This is a genomic window from Treponema sp. OMZ 788 (assembly GCF_024181245.1).
Lineage (GTDB): Bacteria > Spirochaetota > Spirochaetia > Treponematales > Treponemataceae > Treponema_B.
Genome location: NZ_CP051199.1, coordinates 1,991,570 through 2,013,253, shown reverse-complemented (window position 1 = coordinate 2,013,253; position 21,684 = coordinate 1,991,570). Strand labels below are relative to the sequence as shown.

The window sequence follows — 21,684 nt, the reverse complement described above, 5'->3', positions numbered from 1 at the left end:
GAAGAAGATGCTGGGATAATTACGTATTGTGATTTTTATTTAAAAATGATAGAATAAACCTCGGAGATAACTTATGAAAAACAATCGAATATTAAATAAAATACACATGAAGAATGAAGATCTTGATTTGATTAAAAATGCCGTTGCAGAAGCAGAAAAAAATACAAACGGCGAAATTGCCTTGGCCGTTATTCCTCAAAGCGATTCTTATTCCTTTGTGGAAATGTTTGCAGCACTATGCCTCGCCTTTGTTTCTTTCTTTGTTCTTCTTTATTTTGGTGACGGCATTTGGCATCTCATTCAAACAAAATTATGGTATCCTTCGCCTAAGACTCTTACTGCCGTAATCGGCTTTAGCGTTTGGATCATCATGCTGCTTTTCTTTTTGCTGATAAATATTCCGGCCATTGACAGATTAATAATTCCGAGGCGTATAAAAGAAGCAAGGGTGTACGCTAGGGCTTTAAGGCATTTTGTAGAATGCGGAATTTATAAGACGGCCGAAAGAACCGGAGTTTTGATTTTTGTTTCCATCCTTGAAAGAAAGGTTTTTATTATTACAGATTCCGGGATTGCAGAAAAAGTAGAGCAAGGTACATGGAACGGTATTTGCAAAACGATAACCGAAGGTTTAAAATTGAAGAATACTGCAAAAAGCCTTTGTGCTGCCGTGGAAGAATGCGGGAATATTCTTTCAAAACATTTTCCTAAAACGGAAGGCAATCCTAATGAATATCCTGACGGCCTTGTCATTTTGGAGGGTTAAATGTGTATTTAGATTGATTTTTACTTAAAAATTCCAAAAAATATGCTTTTTTACCTGATTTAGTATTGACATTTATTTTAACCTATGATATTATAGCCCCTGTTGCAAGTGCAAAATGGGCTATTAGCTCAGTAGGTAGAGCAACGCCCTTTTAAGGCGTGGGTCTCAGGTTCGAATCCTGAATAGCTCATAACGGAATCGGTTTATATCGGTTCCGTTTTTTTTTGCCCCAAGCCTATGTATTGACAAAGGGGCTGTATAAGTGGTAGTATTTCATTTTAAGTCTAAATTTACATTTTTAGAGGTTTATATGGCTAGTTCAAAAAAAGTTGCTGCTTCCATTGGGGGCGTTATAGTTTTTGTTTTGGGTGTAATCGCCTTTGTTGTGGCTCCAATGGTAACAGACCGTGCTTCACAAGGATTTACTGTGGTCGGAAAATGGGGTAATGTGAGAATCGATAACGGTCCTTCATCTCCGTTTATTGACCAATATCACTTTTTGGCTAATTATGTCGAAAGACAAAAGATTGAGCCGGAAGATACTCAAATGAGAGAATTTTTCTGGCAGCAAGTTTCATACTTGGCATTTAGGGCTGCGGTTGTGCAGGTTGCCATGGAAGATGAGGTTAAAAATGCCGGATACCGTGTTCCTCAATTTAGAGTGAACAAAGATTTGATAAACTACTATTTGGATGAAAACGGAGTTTATTCCGAAACCAGATATCAGCAAACTCCCGAAACTACAAGGGTTTCATATAGAAAAGAAATTGAAAAATACATTACCGATAACAGGTACATCGAAGACCTATTCGGAAACGGAATAGAATATGGACTAAAAACTTCTTCGAAGGAATCAGATTTTATCGTCGATATGGCCAAGAAAGAACGAAGCTTTAAGTATGTCGTTTTTAATTTGAGCCTTTATCCTTCTTCCGAAATCGTAAAATACGGAAAAGAGCACAGTGATCTTTTTACAAGCTATGACTTATCTTTATTAAGTTATCCCACTGAAGAAGAAGCAAAGAAGATGCTTGTTTCTCTTAAAAACGGAGATGTTACTTTTGAAGATGCCGTTATTTTAAATGCAACAAAAACTTTGACTGATGATAACGGAAAAATTACTTCAAGCTATCGTACCGATATAAATAAATATTTTCCCGATAACGAACATCTTAAAGCTGTTTTAGCTTTGAAGCCTTCAGATTTAAGCCCTGTTGTTTCTATGCAAAACGGCATGTTCGGAATTGTAAGGTGTAACGCAGAGCCTTCTCTTCCCGATTTTGAAAGTGAGTCTCTTATTTCAAATATTCGAAATTACATGAATCGAAATGAAAAGGGAATGCTCGAAGATTATGTGCTCCAAACTGCAAATAAATTTGCGGAAAATGCAAAAGCTTTAGGGCTTGAAAAAGCTGCTGAAGATTTTAAAGAAACAACCTTAACGGTTGAGACTTCAAATCTTTTTGGAATCAATTACGGAAACGCAAGCTCCCTTCCGCCTCTTCCGGCTCAGGGTGTTTTTGCAGCCCTTTCAAAAAACGAAGCCTTTTTTAAAAAGGCCTTTGCTTTAAAGAGCGGAGAAATTTCCGAGCCTATTCTTGCCGGTTCTGAGGTTGCCGTTTTAACTCTTGCAGAAGAAAAAAGAAATTGACAGCTACACAATGGATCGTACTAAAACGGATTACCAAAATCAGGCAGGAGCTTGGTTCCCCTATTATCACATAGCAGCTATTATGAGTATGCAGGGAATGAATTATCCTCTTCCGATTGCTCATAAAACCTTTATGGATTATATTTTTACCAATGCTAAATTCCAAGATAATTTTGGGAACCTATTTAAATAATAATGATTACAAATAATGAAAAACCTGAGCTCATTCCGATTGACTCAGGTTTTTCGGTTTTATACAAGGGTAAGTTCTTATATTCAAAACGCTCACCGCAAAAAAATATTCTACAATTAATATCTTCTATTGTAATTCAAAGCGAAACATTGGTGCTTTGTGTATCGCCTGTTTTAGGATACGGGCTAAAAGAACTTTTAGAAAAACTTCCACACAATTCTTTTCTTCTCGGTTTAGAAGCCGATGAAGAGTTGATGAATCTTTCAACATCACAGATCGATAAAACTATTTTAGAAGATACTAGATTTTTGTATTTAAGAACAGAATCGATAAATATTTTATTAAGCCGACTTGAGAATTTTATTAAAGGAAAAAAAATCAGGCGTGTTGTGAAGATTGATTTTTCCGGCGGTGCTGCTTTAAATCAAGCCTTTTATTCCCAAGCCTTCGATTTTATCTCTCAATATATTTCGCAAACCTGGATTAACCGATTAACATTAATTCAATTCGGCAGAAATTATGCACGCAACTTTTTTAAAAACTATTATTCGATTGCAAAGCAAAATTCTTGTTTCGGCTCTTTAATCGAAAAATCTGTTAAAAGGCCGATTATTGTAATAGGTGCCGGACCTTCTTTAGATTCTTCTGTCAATTTTATAAAAGAAAATCGGGATAGACTTTTTGTTCTTGCAGTAGATGCAGCGGTTTCAGGACTTTATCCTGAAATAAGGCCCGATGCTGTTGTTTTGCTTGAATCCCAATATTGGATTCAAAAAGCCTTTATCGGCATTGCAGATTTGGGTATTCCCGTTATTGCAGATTTAACGGCAAATCCTTCTTTGCTTGCAAAGTTAAACGGAGATAAGATATTTTTCTTTACCGACTACACTGTTCAGGATTCTCTTGCTGCCTCCTTTTTTTCAAACTTAGATGAAAAAGTAGGTCTACCCTTAAGGCTTGAAGCCATGGGTTCTGTCGGACTTGCAGCCTTAGCCGTTGCCGAAATGTTGGGTTTTGACGGTCTTCCGATTTTTCACACGGGTTTGGACTTTTCGTGGGGCAGAGGATTCAGTCATTCAAAGCTGAGTTATCAAGTTAAAAATTTATTTTCTAATCTTTATAAAATAAAAAGTCCTTATCAGGGCGAATCTTTATTTCCCGAAAGGCTTAGTTTTGAAAGCGGCAAGGACGGATGTCTTGCCTTTACTTCTCCCAATTTAAAAAATTATGCCGAACTTTATAAAAAACTTTTTGCTTCTAAAGAAAATTTTTTTGATGTAGGGCAATCAGGTTTAGAAATAAATTCAAATAAAATAAGCCTTGATACGGCAAAAAAAATCATAGATGATTTTTATTCGAATTATGAAAAATCTTTTTCGATAAAAAACAATATGGATAAAATAAATTTTATTGCCTTTGATTATAAACATAAAGAAAAAGCAATCAAAGATTTTTTAACTTGCGAAAAAGAAAAACTTTTTAAATTAAAAAATATTTTTACGGGGAAGCTGAGTTCTTCCGATGAAGAAATAAAAGAACTTCTTTTGTCTATGCCATATCTATATCTTCATTTTCCTGATTATAATTCCTTATCCGACACAATCTTGGATAAACATTTTTTATCCCGCGTACGAATTGAGATAGAATATTTTTTAAAGATACATCTGATAAATGAAAATTTTATCTGTTAAATAAAAAACCTACAGCTTTATTGGAATTTATACCGTATGAGGTTCTTCCTCTTGATAGTGCTTTGCCTGTGCGTTCCAAAGCTCGTAGTATTTTCCCCGTGTATCTGAAACCAATTCATCATGATTTCCGTATTGGACAAGATTACCTTCATCCATAACTGCGATTTGGTCACAGAATTTACATGAAGAAAGCCGGTGCGAAATATAGATGGCAGTATTTTTTGAGGTTATAGTATCAAAATGAGAATAAATTTCAGCTTCCGAAATAGGGTCGAGGGCTGCCGTCGGTTCATCTAAGATAAAAATCTTTCCTCCGTGATAGATTGCACGGGCCATTGCAATTTTTTGAGCTTCGCCTCCTGAAGCCTCAATACCTCCTGTTTCAAAGTTTTGGTAAAGGTAGGCTTCGCTTCCGTGCTTTTTATAAAAATCTTCCATACCTGTTTTTGAAAGGGAATCGGAAACTTTTTCTTTATCGTATGTGCTTGAAGCTGCTACATTTTCTCCTAATTTAAGTGATAATAATTTAAAATCCTGAAAGACTATCGAGAAAATATCTATGTACTCATCATAGTCATAGTCTTTTATGTTTACACCGTTTAAAAGTATTTCGCCTTCAGTCGGCTCGTAAAGTCTTACAAGTAATTTGATGAGGGTTGTTTTTCCTGAGCCGTTTTTACCGACCATTGCAAGTTTTTGATTCGCATCTATTTTTAGGTTTATATTTTTAAGAGCATATTTGTCTTGATCGGGATATTTAAAACTTAAATCTTTTAATTCAAATATAAAAGGTCCATCTTTTTTTACCGAAAGAGTTCCCGAATACTTTTTTTCGTCTATGCCGAGGAAGTTTAATAGTTTTTCGCGAGACTTATCTGAAGGAACAAGGGTGGTTAATCCGTCAACAGCTTCATATATTTGTGCCGAAAAAATATTTATCGCTCCTATGTAAAAAAATACTTCGCTTACTGCAATGGAACCATAAATAGCTTTTAAACCTACAAACAAAAAGATTAAAAGTAAAAGAGAGCCTTCGAGGAGCTTGCTTGCTCCGATAGTGCGCGAAAAAAACTTTGCCATAAAATCATGAGAACTTTTTTGCATTGCAAGATAGGTTTTTGTATACTTTTCGGCTAAGTCCTTATCGTATAATCTGATATCTTTTCCTGTTCTATAATCATAAATTAAATTCATATAGGTTTTTAGATAGCGGGAATTTTTTTTGACTTCACCCGAAATATGCGCTCCGAATTTTTCATATATATATTTTGATAGATAAAAAGAAATTATGTTAAAGGCTATCAAGAGAATTAAAAATGACCAATTGATAAATGCTGCGGAAAGCCCCATGAAACCTTGGGAGTTAAAAAGATCTATAAAAAAATATAAGGCAGTACCTGCTCCTATAAAACCTCCTACACAGGTTCCCGTTTTTCTCATAAAATCACTATTAGAAAAAACTATAAAACGTTCAAATTGCTTAATTGCATTTAACTCGTTTTGAAATCCGTTTTGTTCCGTAAGTTCAAAATTTAATCTTAAAACTTTAAGAGCTTTTTCCATAGTATGCTTTTTAGAAAAACATTTTAAGTGGTACATAAACCGTTTTTCCAAAACTCCTGCAATTATCGACAAAAGCATAAATACGGTTAAAAGAATAATAGTTGATTTTAAAACCTCAGTTATTGGTTTCTGTGCGATTACCGCATCAATTATTATCTTGGATAAATAAAGGAGACATAAGGGTCTTACGGCTTCTATAATATAAAAAAAGATATTACTCCACATTGAACCTCTTTCTATTTTTTCAAAATAAGAAAACATTCTAAAAAATCTTTTAAGCCTCTTCATTTTCTTCTCCTTTATTTCGATAGTACTTACTTTGCACATCATACATTTTTTTGTATGTCTTGTCTTGATTCATAAGTTCATTGTGCGTACCTTCTTCTATTATTTTTCCATGTTCGAGCAAAATAATTCTGCCGCAAAATTTTGTAGATGCCAATCTGTGCGAAATAAAAATAGAAGTTTTTTCTTTACTCATCTTGTCGTATTCTTCATATATTTTACTTTCTGCAACCGGATCCAAGGCAGCCGTCGGTTCGTCCAATATATTTATTTTTGCATTTTTATAGAGAGCTCTCGCAAGAAGCATTCTTTGATTTTGTCCTCCCGATAAATCGATAGCCTCATCATTACTTTCCTTTACTAAAACAGTTTCGAATCCCTTGGGGAGATTTGAAACCATTTCGTTTAAGCCGCTTAAAGTAACTGCATTTTTTAATTTCTCTTTGTCTATACTTTCCGTTCCTGCAACATTGGCTGCAAAACTTTCAGGAAAAATATTTATATCCTGAAATACGGGGGAAAATAAATTATAGTATTCCTGCTTTTTAAAATCGGAACTCTTTTTCCCGTCAATTAAAATATTTCCCTCTGTCGGTTCTAAAAGCCCCATTAAAAGATGCATGAGAGTTGTTTTTCCCGCTCCGTTGATTCCGACCAGAGCTAACTTTTCTCCCGGATTAATTTTTAAATTAAAGTCTTTAAAAATCCATGAAGCATTTTCAGAATACCTAAAGGAAAGATTTTGGAATTCGATCGATGGCTTTTCGGCAGTATCGTTTGCTGTCAAGTCTCCTTCTTTTTTTTCTTCAGGAGTATTTAAAAAAATTCTTATTTGGCTTAATTCGCTGTTAAATATGATTAAGTTGCTTATTTGAAGAACAACAGCATCCATCCATTTTGAAAATTCCATGACCAAGCCGATAAGAAAAACAAATTGAGAAACGGCAATGGTTCCTGCATTTAATTGGTAAATTAAGTAAATGTATGCAAAAATATCTCTTATAAAAATCATTAAGGCATTTAAGATTTTTCCTCCTGCCTGCACATTGGATTCTGCTTTTAAAAATTCTTTTACCCGCCTGTGATAGTGCTCAAAATTTTCAATCAGCCAATCTTTCATTTTATAAAGGCGTATGTCTTTTGCAAAGCGTCTATCTTCAGCGGTTGTAAGAATGTATCCTTCTTTTTTTTCGTCATCGCCGCGTTCTTCCATATTTTTTTGAGTATATTTTCCTATGTATATTCCATACAATAAATTTACGGTCCCTGAAGCCAAAACTATAAATAGAAGAATTAAGTCGATGCTTATGATGCCTGAACTAAAAAAAACAGCTCCGGCAATTGCGGTTAAAAGAAAAGATAGGTTGAGACCAAAAAAATGAAATGGTCCGCCTGAGCTTCCGGTCATAACTATGTTTTTTACCTTGGTTATCTTTGTCTGCATTTCGGGAGAAATTAGGGTTTGGTAATTAAGCTCAAAGATTTTTCTATTTACAGGTACCGAATAAATATAGAATAAGGGACGGGAACCTAGGGCCATCAGCTTTGTTTCAAGAACTTGTAAAATAACTTTACAGGCAGTTATTAAAAGTCCTGCCGTCAATATGGAAACTAAAACTTCTTTAGGTGCTTCTCCGGTTTCAATACCCAATATAATGGCTTTCGGAATAAGGATGGTTTGGTAAATCATAAAAATGCGGATAGGTATAGAGATAAGTATAAAGACAATGCCTGCCGGGAAGGTTTTTAACCAGATACCCAAATAATAGAAGATGTTATTTATAAGGTTTAATTTTTTTACGTTTTTTTCCATACTGCCCCCGTTTACTATTATCTTTTAAATAAGTTAACTCATTCTAACACTATTGAATAAATCAGTCAAGGGTTTTGAATTTTCTTTATGTTGTAAATTTCTTTTTTTTCTGATATAATTTATCTATGAGTACGATACGAAAGATGCCCATAGGCGTTCAAAGTTTTGAAGATTTACGTTTAAAAGATTTTATCTATATCGATAAAACCGAATTTATTTGGAAGCTGGTTGACAGCAGTAAAGTTCACTTTTTAAGCCGTCCGCGCCGCTTTGGGAAGAGCCTTTTGCTTTCAACTTTAAAGGCTTATTTTCTCGGTCAAAAAGAGCTTTTTAAGGGTTTAGCGATTGAGAAACTGGAAGAGGCCGAAAAAGACAAAAGAGAAGTTTGGCAGAAATATCCCTTATTCTACTTGGACTTTAACGCCGAAAGCTATATGGATATCAAAAGCCTTGAAACCATTTTAAACACTCATCTTTCTTTATGGGAAAAAGAATATGGAACCGAAACTGCGGAGACCTCCTTTTCAAGCCGTTTTGCCGGTCTTATCCGCCGAGCCTACGAAAAAACAGGTAAACAGGTAGTTGTGTTAATCGATGAATACGATAAACCCTTGCTTCAAACCATGTGGAAGGATGAAGCCCTAAACGAAACCTACCGTACAATCCTTAAAGGCTTTTTCGGAGTTATCAAAAGTGCAGATCAGTATCTCCGTTTTGCTTTTTTTAACGGGAGTTACAAAATTCAGTAAGGTCAGCATATTCAGCGATTTAAACAATTTGAGGGATTTAAGCCTATTGTCCGATTATTCGGCAATCTGCGGTATTTCGCAAGAAGAACTTGAAGCCGGGTTTGAACCTGAAATTAAATCTCTTGCAGAAAAAAATGACATAAACTATGAAGAAGCTCTTACAAATTTAAAGCAAAGATATGACGGTTACCTTTTTGCAAGAAAAGGAAAGCCAATGTATAATCCATTTAGTCTTATCAGTGTTTTTGCTTCCGGAGAATTTTCAAGCTATTGGTTTGCAACAGGTACTCCTACTTTCTTGGTTGAATATTTAAAAAAAGCTTATTACAATATTCCCGACCTTGATGGAAACGTAAAAATGAATGAAGCCGGTTTGGAATCTTATAGAGCTGATGCCGTAAACCCGTTACCAATCTTGTTTCAATCGGGCTATCTTACGATTAAAGATTATGATAAGGAATTTGAACTTTACCGCTTAGGCTTCCCCAATGATGAGGTGCGCTACGGCTTTTTACATAATTTACTTCCTGCCTATACTTCGATCACTTACGATAAGACAGGTTTTTCCATTATGGAATTTACCAAGGCTGTAAGAGAAGGGAATGTAGATTTATTTATGGAAAAGATGAAGGGCATAATATCGGGAATTCCCTACGATAACTTAACCGAAAAAAATTTAGCCCTGCGTGAGCAAAACTATCAGACCGCTGTCTATCTTATATTCGCTTTGATGAATCAGTTTGTACACACGGAAGTATATTGTGCAACCGGAAGGGCTGATTGTATTGTAGAATTAAAAGACAAGGTTTATATCTTTGAGTTTAAACTTACCTCAAATGCAAACGCCGAAGACGCTCTTAAACAAATCAAAGAAAAAAATTATGCCGATCAGTATTCCGGAAGCGGTAAACAAATTATTCTTATCGGTGCAAGTTTTGATGAAGAAAAAAGAACTATCAAAGATTGGAGGATAGTATGAGCCAAAATTGTAATCATAAATGTGAAGACTGTAATTTAACAAATAGGAAACTTTATGGCAAAAAAGAAAACAGGAAACCTTGCACACCGCTGTTCTAATTGCGGTTATACTCAAGCTAAATGGCTTGGCCGCTGCCCGGAATGCGGCGAGTGGAATACCTTTGAAGAGGTTACAATCAATGAAAATTATTCCGCAGCCGAAAGGAACCTCGCAGAAAAATTTGTAAAGGAAGCTCACTCAGTTCCTCTCGATGCTATTGAGGCTAATGATGCAGTCCGCCTTTCGACAGGGATTGCGGAATTTGACAGGGTGCTTGGAGGAGGAGCCGTAAAGCGTTCTGCAATTTTGATCGGAGGAGAGCCGGGCATAGGAAAATCGACCCTCCTTTTACAGGCGGCATCAGCCGCTTCTTCGGGTTCGGTAAAAAAAGTGCTCTATGTTTCGGGAGAAGAGTCGGGCGGTCAGATCCGTTCCAGAGCCGACAGGCTGAATCTTCCTTTAAAAAATATTGAACTTTTATGTACCTGTAGACTTGAAGATGCGGAGAGGGTATTAAATAAGGTTAATCCTGTTTTTGTAATAATCGATTCAATTCAAACCATGTATTCCGCAGATGCCGGAGCTGTTCCCGGTACGGTCAATCAGCTAAAGCTATGCGCTCACGAGCTTGTGTCTTGGGTTAAGGAGAGAGACAGCGTTTTGTTTTTAACTGCCCATGTAACCAAGGACGGAAACATAGCGGGCCCCAAGGTGCTTGAACACTTAGTCGATACCGTTATTTCTTTTGAAAGAACTGAAGACGATGTACGCTTTTTGCGTGCATTAAAAAACCGTTTCGGTTCAGTAGATGAGCTTGGAATTTTCTCGATGGATGAAAGCGGGTTAAAAGCCATAGATGACCCTTCCTCTCTATTTATTACAAACAGGTCGGGTCCTCTCCCGGCGGGCTCTGCGGCTGTTCCGGTCTGCGAGGGGAGCCGTGTTTTTATGGTAGAAATACAGGCCCTTACGGTTCCTGCCAAGGGTGCGGTTACAAGAGTTTTTTCCGACAAAATAGATTCCGCCCGAGTAAGCCGTATCGCTGCCGTTTTGGAAAAAAGAATAGGCCTGCAATTTTCGGATCAAGATATTTACGTAAATGTTGCAGGCGGCATAAGGCTTAAAGAACCTGCCGCCGACCTCGCCATAGCCTTGGCTCTTTATTCCGCGAGAGCGAATATTCCTGCACAAAAAGAAGGGGCTTATATAGGCGAGCTCAGCCTCGCAGGAGAAATCCGAAGCGTGAAAAAATTAAAGCAAAGAATCAAAACCGCCCAAAGCATGGGCTTTACAAAGGTAGTGTCGCCGCCTCCTTCCGATTCCGAGACAGGAGATATAAATACCTCACAGCTTTTTAAGGCAGAAGATTTAAGCTCGGCAATAAAGAAGGTTTTTGGGTAAATTTGTGCGTGAGCAGAATTTATCTTAATCTTGTTTCTTTAGATTTTTTTGAAAGTAAATAAATACAATATTGATTTATACTCATCCCCTCTTTTTTTGAGTTTTCACAAAGAGTTTTATGTAAAGTTTTAGACATTCTCAATTCCAGTTGAGTGGATGATGTATCCATATCTTCAGGTTCGTTAATTTTTATTCCTTCTTCAATAGCCGCAGAAATCCATGCTCTTTTGGCATCTTCGGAATTTAATACTGTTTCTGCAATAGTTGATCCACAGGTTACACATCCGGGAAGTTCAGGGTAAGAAGCGGCAAACCCTTTTTCATTGGTATCAGGAATTATTTCCAGTTTGTAAGGTAATTTCATGTATTCTTCTAAAGTTTTCATTCTGTTTTCTCCTGTGTTTTATTCAGCTGCTCTGATTCGATTATCTCTTTTACCATCTTAACATAGACTACTTTTATTCGTGCGGAGGGTTTAATACCCCGACGCTTGCGTCGTAACGAAGGGTATTAAAGCCGACTGCAACCTCCTTATGAGAACAACATACCCCGACGCAAGCGTCGGGGTTGTTGATTGGTTCATGATTTGGTATTGTAATTGGGTTGATCTATAATTATATATGCTTGTATATTTGATGTCAATATAAAATTTTACATTGACAGAGGAAATGCAATGACATGTCGAATCGAAAAAGTTGACATTGCCAATATATTTATTTATAATATACAAAAAGGAGTTACTACTATGGCACAGACAAACATAAATATCCGCATAGATGAGGACTTAAAAAACCAGTTTGAAGCTTTTTGTTCCGATATTGGAATGACAATGACAACAGCATTTTGCGTGTTTGCAAAAGCGGCGGTTAGGAAACAAAAAATACCGTTTGAAATATCAACAGATCCATTCTACAGTGAAAGTAACATGGCTCACTTACGCCGCGGAATTGAAGCTCTGAACGCCGGAAAATGGGTAGAACATGAGCTTATCGAGGCGGGCGAATGAAAAAAATATGGTTTGATGAAGCTTGGGAAGATTATGTGTATTGGCAAACACAAGATAAGAAAACAATAAAGCGTATCAACATGCTGGTTAAAGATATTGAACGTAGAAACTTTGACGGTATAGGAAAACCGGAACCCCTAAAAGGCGAGTTGAGCGGGTTTTGGAGCCGTCGTATTGATGAAGTGAACAGGCTTGTGTACCGTGTAAGCAAAAATACTCTAGAAATTCTATCCTGCCATGGACATTACGAGGATTAATCGAAATGAGGTTATATATAAATACAAAAAAATATCTATAGATGAATTTGTTTACCGAATTAAAAGGCTTGTCCCATTTGGGGACAGCCGACAGTTCATTCGGCCCTTGTGTTATCGGTTATTTTAAATTGGTTTTGAACCATTCAAACGGTTGATAGTTGTGTGGAAACATGCTATAATGTACAGTAATGATAGACAAAGGCCCCGCCGGCAGTTACAATCATTCTCACAAAAAAATTACAAAAAGTTTTGCAAAAGTGCTTGACATAAAGCATCGTATCGGGCAAAATTCACAGCGTCGCAGTAAAGACCAATTACTCAAATCATGCCCAAAGACAGCCCGTCAGTAAAATACCGACTTTCTGTCTTTGGCCTTTTTTTATATTACACCTGTTAATAAAACCGCAACGGGCGCAGAGAACGCAAAGGATTATAAAAGAATGTCTTACAAAACTTCTCTTAAAACACCTTTGCGAACTTGTGCCGAAGCTCAATGTTTGGCGTGCGGTTAAATAAAAAATACTCTCTTACAAAATTGTTGTAAGTGTGGTATAATACAATAAGTGAGGAAACCGCTATGAGTACTTCAAACAGAAAATACAAAGACTCGGTGTTCGTAGATTTATTCAGTGAGGATGAAAAAGCGAAAGAAAATTTCTTATCTCTTTACAACGCTTTGCACGGTACACACCTTCCGCTTTCGTCTCCGGTTGAAAATATAAGACTTGAAAACGTTATGTACATGAACATAATCAATGATGTTTCCTGCCTTGTAGACGGTAAAATCATAGTGTTGGCAGAACATCAATCAACAATAAACGAAAATATGCCTTTGCGTTTTTTAGAATATATAGCAAGGCTTTATGAAAAACTGCAAGCACCGACAGACAGGTATTTAAGAAAGCTGTCAAAAATACCCACGCCCGAGTTTTACGTTTTCTATAATGGCACAGAAGACTACCCGGAAACTACAGTTCTAAAGTTATCTGATGCCTTTATCACAAAACCTGAACAAGTGCCGCTGGAATTGATGGTACAAGTGTTCAATATCAACACAGATAAGGCAAACAAAGTCTTAGCAGCTTGCAAACCGCTTGAAGAATACAGCCTCTTTGTAGAAGAGGTAAGAAGGCAAACACAACTTGATCCTGAAAACGGCTTTACCAATGCGGTAAAGATATGCATAGAAAAAGGAATCTTAAAAGAATATTTACAGAGAAAATCACGGGAGGTAATCAATATGCTAGTAGCCGAATACGATTATGATACGGATATTGCAGTACAGAGAGAAGAAAGCCTAAGAATTGGCATACAACAAGGCTTTTCCGATGGCTCATACCAAAAAGCTCTTGAAACGGCAAAGCTGATGAAAGGTATGAATTATCCGATCAATGATATTTGTACAATATCAGGGCTTTCCGTTGAAGAAATAAAAGCTCTATAAGAGTCAGCCTTTTTGCAAATAGGCGGAGTAGATTCAAAAAAAACACGAAGCCCGCAAAGTAAAACCATGCTATACCGTACACTTAATAACAGAGAAGCTCACCCATCCATAGCAGTTACAAACAATTCTCAACCTGAACCGTTATCGTAAAAGTGAAGTAAAACACTTAAACCCTCACAAGGACAGGATCTTCCATTTTTCAGCAGGTAACCAAAGTTCTTTTTTGGTAACCTTGGTTCTTTTTACCCGTACAAGCTCTTTTTTATGGATAATATACTAAAATTGTACTATTATGATGGACAATTATTAATTGGGTAATTGGACAATTCGATTAAAATTGAAAAACAAACAACTTTTTATGGAGGTTTTCAAAATGAAAACAAACAACTCAAAAACTAAGACAAAAGCCTTTTTGGGAGCCGCTTTTATGCTGCTCATCGCACTTATCTTTACAGCCTGCCCGCAAAAGGTAAAACCTAAGGCAGAGGAACCGCCGGCACCGCCTAAACACGCCATCACCTTCAGCGTGGAAGGATCGAACGGCACGCTCAAGGCAAAGGCTGACGGCGTAGCTGAAACCAACACTAGCCCAATTAGCGTGGAAGAAGGCAAAACCGTAACCTTCACGGCAACAGCTAACGACGGCTACAGGGTGAAAAGCTGGACACTCGACGGCAAGCCCATCACCGAAGCTGGCACAAACACGGAGTACAAACTCAAGGTGAGCAAGCCTGCAACAGTCAAAGTGAGCTTTGAAGCAATACCGCCAACTAAGTACACTGTAACGCTCAATAAGACTGAAGGAGGCAAAGTAACAGCCTCGCCTGAAATCCCTGCCGACAAACTAATGCCTAAAGACACTGTAATCACTTTCACAGCAAAAGCTGACGACGGCTACAAAGTTGACAAGTGGAAGGTAACGCCTGCCGAAGCACTACAAGCAGGCACAGGAGCTGACGGAAGCGAGACGGCAAAGGTTAAAATCACAGCCGACACAACGGTAAGCGTGAGCTTTATTAAAAAAACCTACGCCATCACTTTTAGCGTGGAAGGCACAGGCGGCACGCTTGAAGCAAAAGTTGACGGAAAAGAAATCAGCTCAGGCGACATGGTGGAACACGGCAAGGAGGTAGAATTCACACCTAAAGAGGAGAAAGGCTATAGGGTGAAAAAATGGACGCTTGACGGCGAGAACATAGGTGGCATGGCGTATTTCACGCTCGGAGTAAGCCAAGCTGCAACAGTTACCCTGAGCTTTGAGCTAAGACCTGTCGAAGGTGGAGCTGTGCTCATCTTGAGCCCCGACAAGCTCACCATCGAAGTCAGGGCAGTAACGGCGGACAACTCTGCCATAACGGTGGAAGGTTGCGAGGAGACAACACTCAAAAGCAATAAGGAAACAACACTGAACGCAACAGGCACAACCGTCATTCTCAAAGGCAACATCACCGAGCTTAGCTGCTCTGACAATAAGCTCACCAGCCTAAACGTGCAAGGTTGCACTGCTTTGCAAGAGCTTTACTGCTCCTACAATCAGCTCACCGAGCTTAACGTGCAGGGCTTAACCGCATTGCAAAAGCTGTGGTGCTCAGGTAATCAGCTAACTGAGCTTAACGTGCAAGGCTTGACCGCATTGCAAAAGCTTTCCTGTGGAGGCAATAAGCTCACTGAGCTTAACGTACAAGGTTTAACCGCATTGCAAAAGCTTTCCTGTGGAGACAATAAGCTCACTGAGCTTAACGTACAAGGTTTAACCGCTTTGCAAGAGCTGTGGTTCCCTGGCAATCAGCTCACTGAGCTCAACGTGCAAGGCTTAACCGCTTTGAAAAATCTGTGGTGCTTCGTCAACCAGTTTAACGCCCAAGCAATGACGGAGTTATTAAACGCATTGCCAGCTCGTGAGGAAAGCGATAATGCAATGGCTATTCTTTACTTTGAAGGGACAGGCTTCACCGAAGGCAATCACAAAGACTTCACCCAGCCCGCCGAACTGAAAACCGCCTTTGACGGTGCAAAGAAGAAAAACTGGAAGCTACAGAAAATGAATGCAAGCGGAAGCCCTGAAGACATTTAAGATTACACCCCCAGCCCACACCCCCCAGCAACCGTTGGGGGTCTCGGGGGCAAGCCCCCGAGCAGCGTTGCGGAAAGGTGGGGGTTTGTAAGGGGAGAGAGGGAAACTTTGCTTTGATCAAAGTGTCCCTCTCCCCCTTACATAAAACAATATCAACCTTGCAATTTATTGCAAATAAAAAGAATAGGGTCTTAGGGGCAACGCCCCTAAAATTAAGGAGTTATCTATGCCAACTAAAAAGAAATTTGTTTGGGAGGTGTATCTTAGACCGAACACCTTGACCAAGGACAACGACAGAGACTGCATAGCGGATGTTCATGCACACGCTGCTACGCAGAAAAATGAGGACATTGCGGAAATAATTACCAAAGAACGCTCGGAATTCCGCAAGGAAACAATTATCAACATTCTCAACATGAGGGATAAGGCTGTAAAGGACATTATCCAAGAAGGTTTGAGTTTTATGGACGGTCTTGTACAAATCAGCCCGCGTGTATCGGGTGTATGGGAGACGGAAAATTCTTCTTACGATGAAAAAGTACATAAACGCACCGTAGACCTTGTGCCGACAACCGACTTGCGTACCGCTCTTGATGCAATCGGCGTAAAGGTACTCGGAGCAAAAGAAGAAACTGCCCGCATTACCGAAATAACCGATACTGCAACAGGCTTAAAAGACGGCTCTCTCACAATCGGCGATGATATTATAATCGAGGGAAGCAAAATCAAGGTAGACGAAACCGATCCGGCTCAAGGTGTATTTTTTAAAGCCGCAGACGGCACCGAATACAAGACTAACCGCCGGCTTTCGGTTAATAACCCTAGCCAAATCATAGCCCGCGTGCCTAAAGAAGTACCGGAAGGAAAGGTAGAAGTAATAGTGCGGACTAAATTCAGCACCGGCAATAAAACTCTTTTGCAAATACGCGAAATAGTATACGGCTATCCTTGCAAGGCAAAGGCATAGGAAGTTTTAGGAAAGGCATTTTCCCCGCTAAGGGAACGGGCTATTCCCCGTACAGGGAAGCCCTCTTTCCCCGAGCGGGGAATGACCGGTTTACTGTACGGTGAAGAATTAATGGATTTTTCCTTTATAAACAGCATATCATTTTTTAGGAGAAAATATATGATAAAATTAAATTTGAACAAGAGCTCAGCCGCTTCAAGCGGCAGGCTCTGTGCACTGAAAAGAGCCGCGGCGCTCATCACAGCCGCACTTATTGCAGTACTTATGTTTACCGGCTGTCCCAACAGCGCGGGCGGTTCGGGCGGCGGAACAACACCGCCCGCACCGTCTGCCGACAAAACCTACACGGTAGGCGGGGTAAGCTTTACGATGAAAGACATCGCCGCCGTAACGAACGGAACCGTAGGGCACACCGATAACACCGACAACAATGCACCGCACACGGTAAGCCTGACTGCCTACCGGATAGGAGAGACCGAAGTAACGCAGGAGCTATGGCATGCAGTGATGGGGAATAATCCGAGTAATTTTAGCGGCAGCCCTGAAGGCAGTGAAGTGCAGGGGAAGCGGCCGGTAGAGAATGTAAACTGGTATCAGTGTATAGCATTTTGCAATAAGTTGAGTAAGGCGTGCAATCTTGATCCGTGTTACACGGTTACCGGTGTAAACTTCGATACATTGAATTTTAGTGCCATACCGACATCGGATGACAGTGATTGGAATAACGCCGTATTGGACATGAGTAAAAACGGCTTCCGCTTACCGACGGAGGCGGAATGGGAATGGGCTGCCAAGGGCGGCACAAACGACAAATGGGCAGGAACGAATGAGGAAGCACAGCTCGTAAACTATGCGTGGTATGATGCAAACAGCGGTAACAAAACACACCAAGTAAAGCTGAAATCGGCGAACGGCTACGGGTTATACGACATGAGCGGGAACGTATGGGAATGGTGCTGGGACTGGAGCGATAGCTTATCCTATCCGCTGCCGCCTGATTATGAGGGTGCTGCGTCCGGTGATGACCGTGTCCTTCGCGGCGGCGGCTGGGACATTGTTGCGGGTTACGCTGCTCGTGCGTTTCGGGTCAGCGGCAGCCCCGACAAACGCGGCAACAGTGTTGGCTTGCGGCTGGTCTCGCGTCCCTAACAATCGGACATCCGTGTACGGGATTGATAAAGGATTTTATAGGGTGATAAACAGTCAGCGGCACAGCGGGAGCTGCACCCGCAAAAGAATCTGCACAAGTGAGGGCGCGTGCGCCCGAACGCGGAAGCCCTTTTGCGGGACAGATACCGCCTGTAGCCGCTGGCAGGTTTTCTCCCCCTAAAAATGTATTGTATTAAGGAGGTCTTATATGACACACTTACACAAAAGAGGAGCCGCGGCGCTCATCACAGCCGCAACTTTAACACTGGCACTGCTGTTTACCGGCTGTCCTAATAGCGCGGGCGGTTCGGGCTCAGGCAGTTCCGGCGGAGGCGGAACACCGCCCGCGCCGCCCGATGTAGGTTCTTTTGAAGACACAGGCGACGGCTTTATAAAAATAACCCCTCCTGCAAAAGGCATTGTAGGCGTTGACCCTGACTACACCTTACCCGGAAATGAAGATTATTGGAAAGGCGTATTCCCTGTCGGCCGCAAAGTAAAATTAAGCCCCTACAAGCTAGGCAAGACGGAGGTAACATACAAACTTTGGAAAGAAGTCTACGACGAGGCGGTAAAACCTGAACATGGGTATGTATTTGCCAATGCGGGGCAAAAAGGCAGTTCCGGAACCGGAAGTGAAGATGAGCCTGTAACGACTATAAGCTGGCGGGACTGCATAGTGTGGTGTAATGCGTATACTCAAATAAAGCTGGGCTCCGATGAGCAATGTGTATACCGTAAAAGCGATGATCATAATGTTGTATTAAAAAACGCAACAGCGAAAGAAGGGGAAGACTTTATTTGCGATAAAGCCTATGCCGATATGAGTAAAAAAGGCTTTAGACTTCCGACTGAAGCTGAGTGGGAATATGCGGCCCGCTGGCAGGGAAGCGATAAAACAAATGCGGTGCAATACGGCGATGTATGGCTGACCAAATTAAACAGTGCAAGCGGAGCGAAAAAAGCCCATAGGCTTTTCAGGACTTGCTTTACCCGCAGGAGAAACTTGGGAAACTTTACGGGATGAACTTACAAGAGTTGCCGTGTATGATGAATGGTGGAACGGAACCCGTTGGGTAAATCAAACCCCTGCTACAACTAAGACGGCTGCGGTAAAAAGTAAAGTTCCGAATGCTCTTGGCTTATATGACATGTCAGGAAATGTGTGGGAGTGGTGTTTTGACTGGTATGGTAATATAACATCCGGTGACGTTACCGATCCTCAAGGTGCGGCGTTGGGTCCTGGCCGTATTCATCGCGGCGGCAGCTGGAGCAATGTCGCGAAGGACTGCGTCGTCGGTTTACGGGGCGACTACGGTACTGTCAGCCGGGGCGACAATCTTGGCTTCCGCTTGGCTTGCCGGCCTTGAGTTCACGCATATAAACAGTATATCATTTTTTAGGAGAAAATATATGATAAAATTAAATTTGAACAAGAGCTCAGCCGCTTCAAGCGGCAGGCTCTGTGCACTGAAAAGAGCCGCGGCACTCATCATAGCCGCAATATTGGCACTGGTCTTTACAGGCTGCCCGAACAATGCAGGCGGAAGCGGTTCGGGCAGTGCCACACCGCCTGCCCCGCCCGATGTAGGTTCTTTTGAAGATACAGGCGACGGCTTTATAAAAATAATCCCGCCTGCAAACGGTATTGCAGGCGTTGCCCCTGACTACGCCTTACACGGAAGTGAAGATTGGTGGAAAGGCGTATTTATTGACGGCCGTAAGGTAAAATTAAGCCCCTACAAGCTGGGCAATACAGAGGTAACCTATAAACTGTGGAAAGATGTTTACGATTGGGCGGTAAAAGCTGAAAACGGATACAAGTTTGCCAATGCAGGGCAAAAAGGCAGTAATGGAACCGGAAATGACGAAGAGCAACCTGTAACTGAAGTAAGTTGGCGGGACTGTATTGTGTGGTGTAATGCGTATACGGAAAAAGAAAAAGGAATAGGCGAATGCGTCTACCGCAAAAAGGACAATCATACGGTTGTATTAAAAGATGCGACGGCAACAGCTGATTGTGATGCCGCCTATGCCGATATGAGTAAAAAAGGCTTTAGACTTCCGACTGAAGCTGAGTGGGAATATGCGGCCCGTTGGCAGGGAAGCAATACTGAAAATGCGGCACAATACGGCGATGTATGGCTGACCAAATTGAACAGTGCAAGCGGAGCGAAAAAGCCCATAGGCTTTTCAGGTTTTGCTTTACCCGCAGGAGAAACTTGGGAAACTTTACGAGATGAACTTACAAGAGTTGCCGTGTATGGTAAATGGTGGAACGGAACCGATTGGTACGATAAAACCCCTGCTACAACTAAGACGGCTGCGGTAAAAAGTAAAGATCCGAATGCTCTTGGCTTATATGATATGTCGGGAAATGTTATGGAATGGTGTTTTGACTGGTATGGCAGCATAGGAGCAGGAGAGGTTATCGACCCTCAAGGTGCCGCGTCGGGTACTGACCGCGTCCTTCGTGGCGGCGGTTGGTTCGACTACGCGAACTACTGCACTGTAGGCGGGCGGGACGGCAGCAGTCCTGGCAGCAGTCCTGACTTCAGGTACAACAATCTTGGCTTCCGCCTGGCTTGGTGCCCTTGAGTTCACACATTTGTGCGTAGGCGGGTAAGCAGTGGAGGGCGCAGCGTAAGCCGCCCGTAACGGCGCACCTGCCAAAGCACAAATGCGTAGATGCGGTGCAGTAAATTTTTGAAAAGAAGAGTGACCTGTACTGTGTCAGCCGCTTTAGCGGCTCGAAAATTTTTTGGCTAAAAACGGTATGGACCTTATAAGGTGCCGCGTCAGCTGGATAGCATCCTAAACCCTACTTATCTCTCCCATATACCATTTCCCCAAAATAATGTATAATTGGTCTAGCCTAAAAATCTAATTCGATTTTTAGGCTAGACCGTCGAGTTTTTCATAAGTCTTAAAGACTTATAAAAAACATCGCAAACAAATTTAGGAGGGTTTATACTTATGAAATTATTGATTATTTCGGATGGACATGGGGATCTTGAAAAACTAAAAAAAATAAAACCTGTTGCCGATGGGGTTGATGCCCTTATTTTTGGAGGGGACTTTGCTGCTTTTAAAAAGATTGAAACGGGGGCTCCTTTTTTAAATAAGCTTTTAAAGATTCATAAAAATATTTTTGCCGTGTTGGGGAATTGCGATGAACCTGAGTTTGAAAAAAAATTAAAAGATGCCGGTGTTTCGATTACGGGCGAGGTAAAAAATTTTGAAGGGCTTATCTTTGCAGGTTCCGGGGGCGGAAGTAAATTTACAGGAATGACTCCTTACGAAAGAACCGATGAAGAGCTTGTAAAAGATTTAACCGATGCCTTTGAAAAGGCAAAGATTTCTGAGGCCGATAATTTGGTTTTGGTTTGTCATAATCCTCCGCATGGGGCAAAAGTGGATAAGGTGGCTCCCATGGTGCATGTGGGTTCAAAGGGGATTACGGCTTTAATCGAAAAGCATAAACCTCTTTTGGTTGTGTCGGGCCATATTCACGAGTCCTTTGCAGCCGATAAAATCGGAGAAACCGTTTTAGTAAATCCCGGTGCCTTGATGGAAGGCCGTTATGCTCTTGCCGAAATTACAAAGAAAGGAAAAGGCTTTGAGGTCTCGGTAGAATTAAAAAGCTTGGATTAATTA

At 40.5% G+C, this 21,684-nt stretch carries 14 protein-coding genes, 1 tRNA gene and 3 pseudogenes; 15 read left to right on the top strand and 3 right to left on the bottom strand.

Features of this window, described 5'->3' with window-relative positions; all coding sequences use genetic code 11:
* Nucleotides 1-73: 73 nt before the first annotated feature.
* The 4 genes and pseudogenes from E4O00_RS09915 (at nt 74) to E4O00_RS09895 (ending at nt 4,301) form a co-directional block, all read left to right on the top strand.
* Entirely contained in the window at nt 74-766 is a 693-nt protein-coding gene (locus E4O00_RS09915) for a TPM domain-containing protein (RefSeq protein WP_253677209.1), read from the top strand.
* 117 nt (nt 767-883) lie between these two features.
* Nucleotides 884-956, top strand: a tRNA-Lys gene (locus tag E4O00_RS09910).
* A gap of 120 nt (nt 957-1,076) precedes the next feature.
* Nucleotides 1,077-2,610: pseudogene (locus E4O00_RS09905) on the top strand (peptidyl-prolyl cis-trans isomerase).
* A gap of 2 nt (nt 2,611-2,612) precedes the next feature.
* The gene (locus tag E4O00_RS09895) at nt 2,613-4,301 is read left to right on the top strand and encodes a motility associated factor glycosyltransferase family protein (RefSeq protein WP_253677206.1); all 1,689 of its coding nucleotides are present in this window, start codon (nt 2,613-2,615) and stop codon (nt 4,299-4,301) included.
* 27 nt (nt 4,302-4,328) lie between these two features.
* On the opposite strand, the gene E4O00_RS09890 is transcribed toward E4O00_RS09895, so the two are convergent.
* Both E4O00_RS09890 and E4O00_RS09885 read right to left on the bottom strand, forming a co-directional pair.
* Nucleotides 4,329-6,152: an ABC transporter ATP-binding protein gene (locus E4O00_RS09890; protein ID WP_253677205.1), complete on the bottom strand. Its 1,824-nt coding sequence runs from the start codon at nt 6,150-6,152 to the stop codon at nt 4,329-4,331.
* Nucleotides 6,139-7,962 (bottom strand): ABC transporter ATP-binding protein, encoded by a 1,824-nt coding sequence (locus tag E4O00_RS09885; RefSeq protein ID WP_253677204.1) that lies wholly within the window; start codon nt 7,960-7,962, stop codon nt 6,139-6,141. Before E4O00_RS09885 ends, E4O00_RS09890 begins: the two co-directional genes overlap by 14 nt.
* Nucleotides 7,963-8,087: 125 nt before the next feature.
* Here E4O00_RS09885 and E4O00_RS09880 point away from each other — a divergent pair.
* Nucleotides 8,088-9,690: pseudogene (locus E4O00_RS09880) on the top strand (ATP-binding protein).
* Nucleotides 9,691-9,744: 54 nt separating this feature from the next.
* Nucleotides 9,745-11,130, top strand: a complete 1,386-nt coding sequence (gene radA / locus E4O00_RS09875; protein ID WP_253677203.1) for a DNA repair protein RadA — start codon at nt 9,745-9,747, stop codon at nt 11,128-11,130.
* A gap of 19 nt (nt 11,131-11,149) precedes the next feature.
* Here radA and E4O00_RS09870 read toward each other — a convergent pair whose 3' ends face one another.
* Nucleotides 11,150-11,515 carry a type II toxin-antitoxin system HicB family antitoxin gene (locus E4O00_RS09870; RefSeq protein WP_253677202.1) on the bottom strand — a complete coding sequence of 122 codons (366 nt, stop codon included), beginning with the start codon at nt 11,513-11,515 and terminating at the stop codon, nt 11,150-11,152.
* A 360-nt stretch (nt 11,516-11,875) separates the two neighbouring features.
* On the opposite strand from E4O00_RS09870, the gene E4O00_RS09865 reads away from it, so the two are divergent.
* The 9 genes and pseudogenes from E4O00_RS09865 to E4O00_RS09825 all read left to right on the top strand — a co-directional run bounded on the left by E4O00_RS09865 (nt 11,876) and on the right by E4O00_RS09825 (nt 21,681).
* On the top strand, nt 11,876-12,136 hold the full coding sequence (locus tag E4O00_RS09865) for a type II toxin-antitoxin system RelB/DinJ family antitoxin (RefSeq protein WP_044901942.1): 261 nt from the start codon (nt 11,876-11,878) through the stop codon (nt 12,134-12,136).
* A complete protein-coding gene (locus E4O00_RS09860) occupies nt 12,133-12,393 on the top strand; it encodes a Txe/YoeB family addiction module toxin (protein WP_253677201.1) in 261 nt (86 codons plus the stop codon). Before E4O00_RS09865 ends, E4O00_RS09860 begins: the two co-directional genes overlap by 4 nt.
* 577 nt (nt 12,394-12,970) lie before the next feature.
* The gene (locus E4O00_RS09855) at nt 12,971-13,837 is read left to right on the top strand and encodes an Rpn family recombination-promoting nuclease/putative transposase (protein WP_253677200.1); all 867 of its coding nucleotides are present in this window, start codon (nt 12,971-12,973) and stop codon (nt 13,835-13,837) included.
* Nucleotides 13,838-14,210: 373 nt separating this feature from the next.
* Nucleotides 14,211-15,911 carry a leucine-rich repeat domain-containing protein gene (locus E4O00_RS09850; protein ID WP_253677199.1) on the top strand — a complete coding sequence of 567 codons (1,701 nt, stop codon included), beginning with the start codon at nt 14,211-14,213 and terminating at the stop codon, nt 15,909-15,911.
* A 256-nt stretch (nt 15,912-16,167) separates the two neighbouring features.
* Entirely contained in the window at nt 16,168-16,878 is a 711-nt protein-coding gene (locus E4O00_RS09845; RefSeq protein ID WP_371922730.1) for a DUF4469 domain-containing protein, read from the top strand.
* 81 nt (nt 16,879-16,959) lie between these two features.
* Entirely contained in the window at nt 16,960-18,027 is a 1,068-nt protein-coding gene (locus E4O00_RS09840; RefSeq protein ID WP_253677197.1) for a formylglycine-generating enzyme family protein, read from the top strand.
* 208 nt (nt 18,028-18,235) lie between these two features.
* A pseudogene (locus E4O00_RS09835) lies at nt 18,236-19,397 on the top strand (formylglycine-generating enzyme family protein).
* Nucleotides 19,398-19,440: 43 nt separating this feature from the next.
* Nucleotides 19,441-20,625 carry a formylglycine-generating enzyme family protein gene (locus tag E4O00_RS09830; protein WP_253677196.1) on the top strand — a complete coding sequence of 395 codons (1,185 nt, stop codon included), beginning with the start codon at nt 19,441-19,443 and terminating at the stop codon, nt 20,623-20,625.
* A 378-nt stretch (nt 20,626-21,003) separates the two neighbouring features.
* Nucleotides 21,004-21,681, top strand: a complete 678-nt coding sequence (locus tag E4O00_RS09825; protein ID WP_253677195.1) for a metallophosphoesterase family protein — start codon at nt 21,004-21,006, stop codon at nt 21,679-21,681.
* The last annotated feature ends 3 nt before the right edge of the window (nt 21,682-21,684 follow it).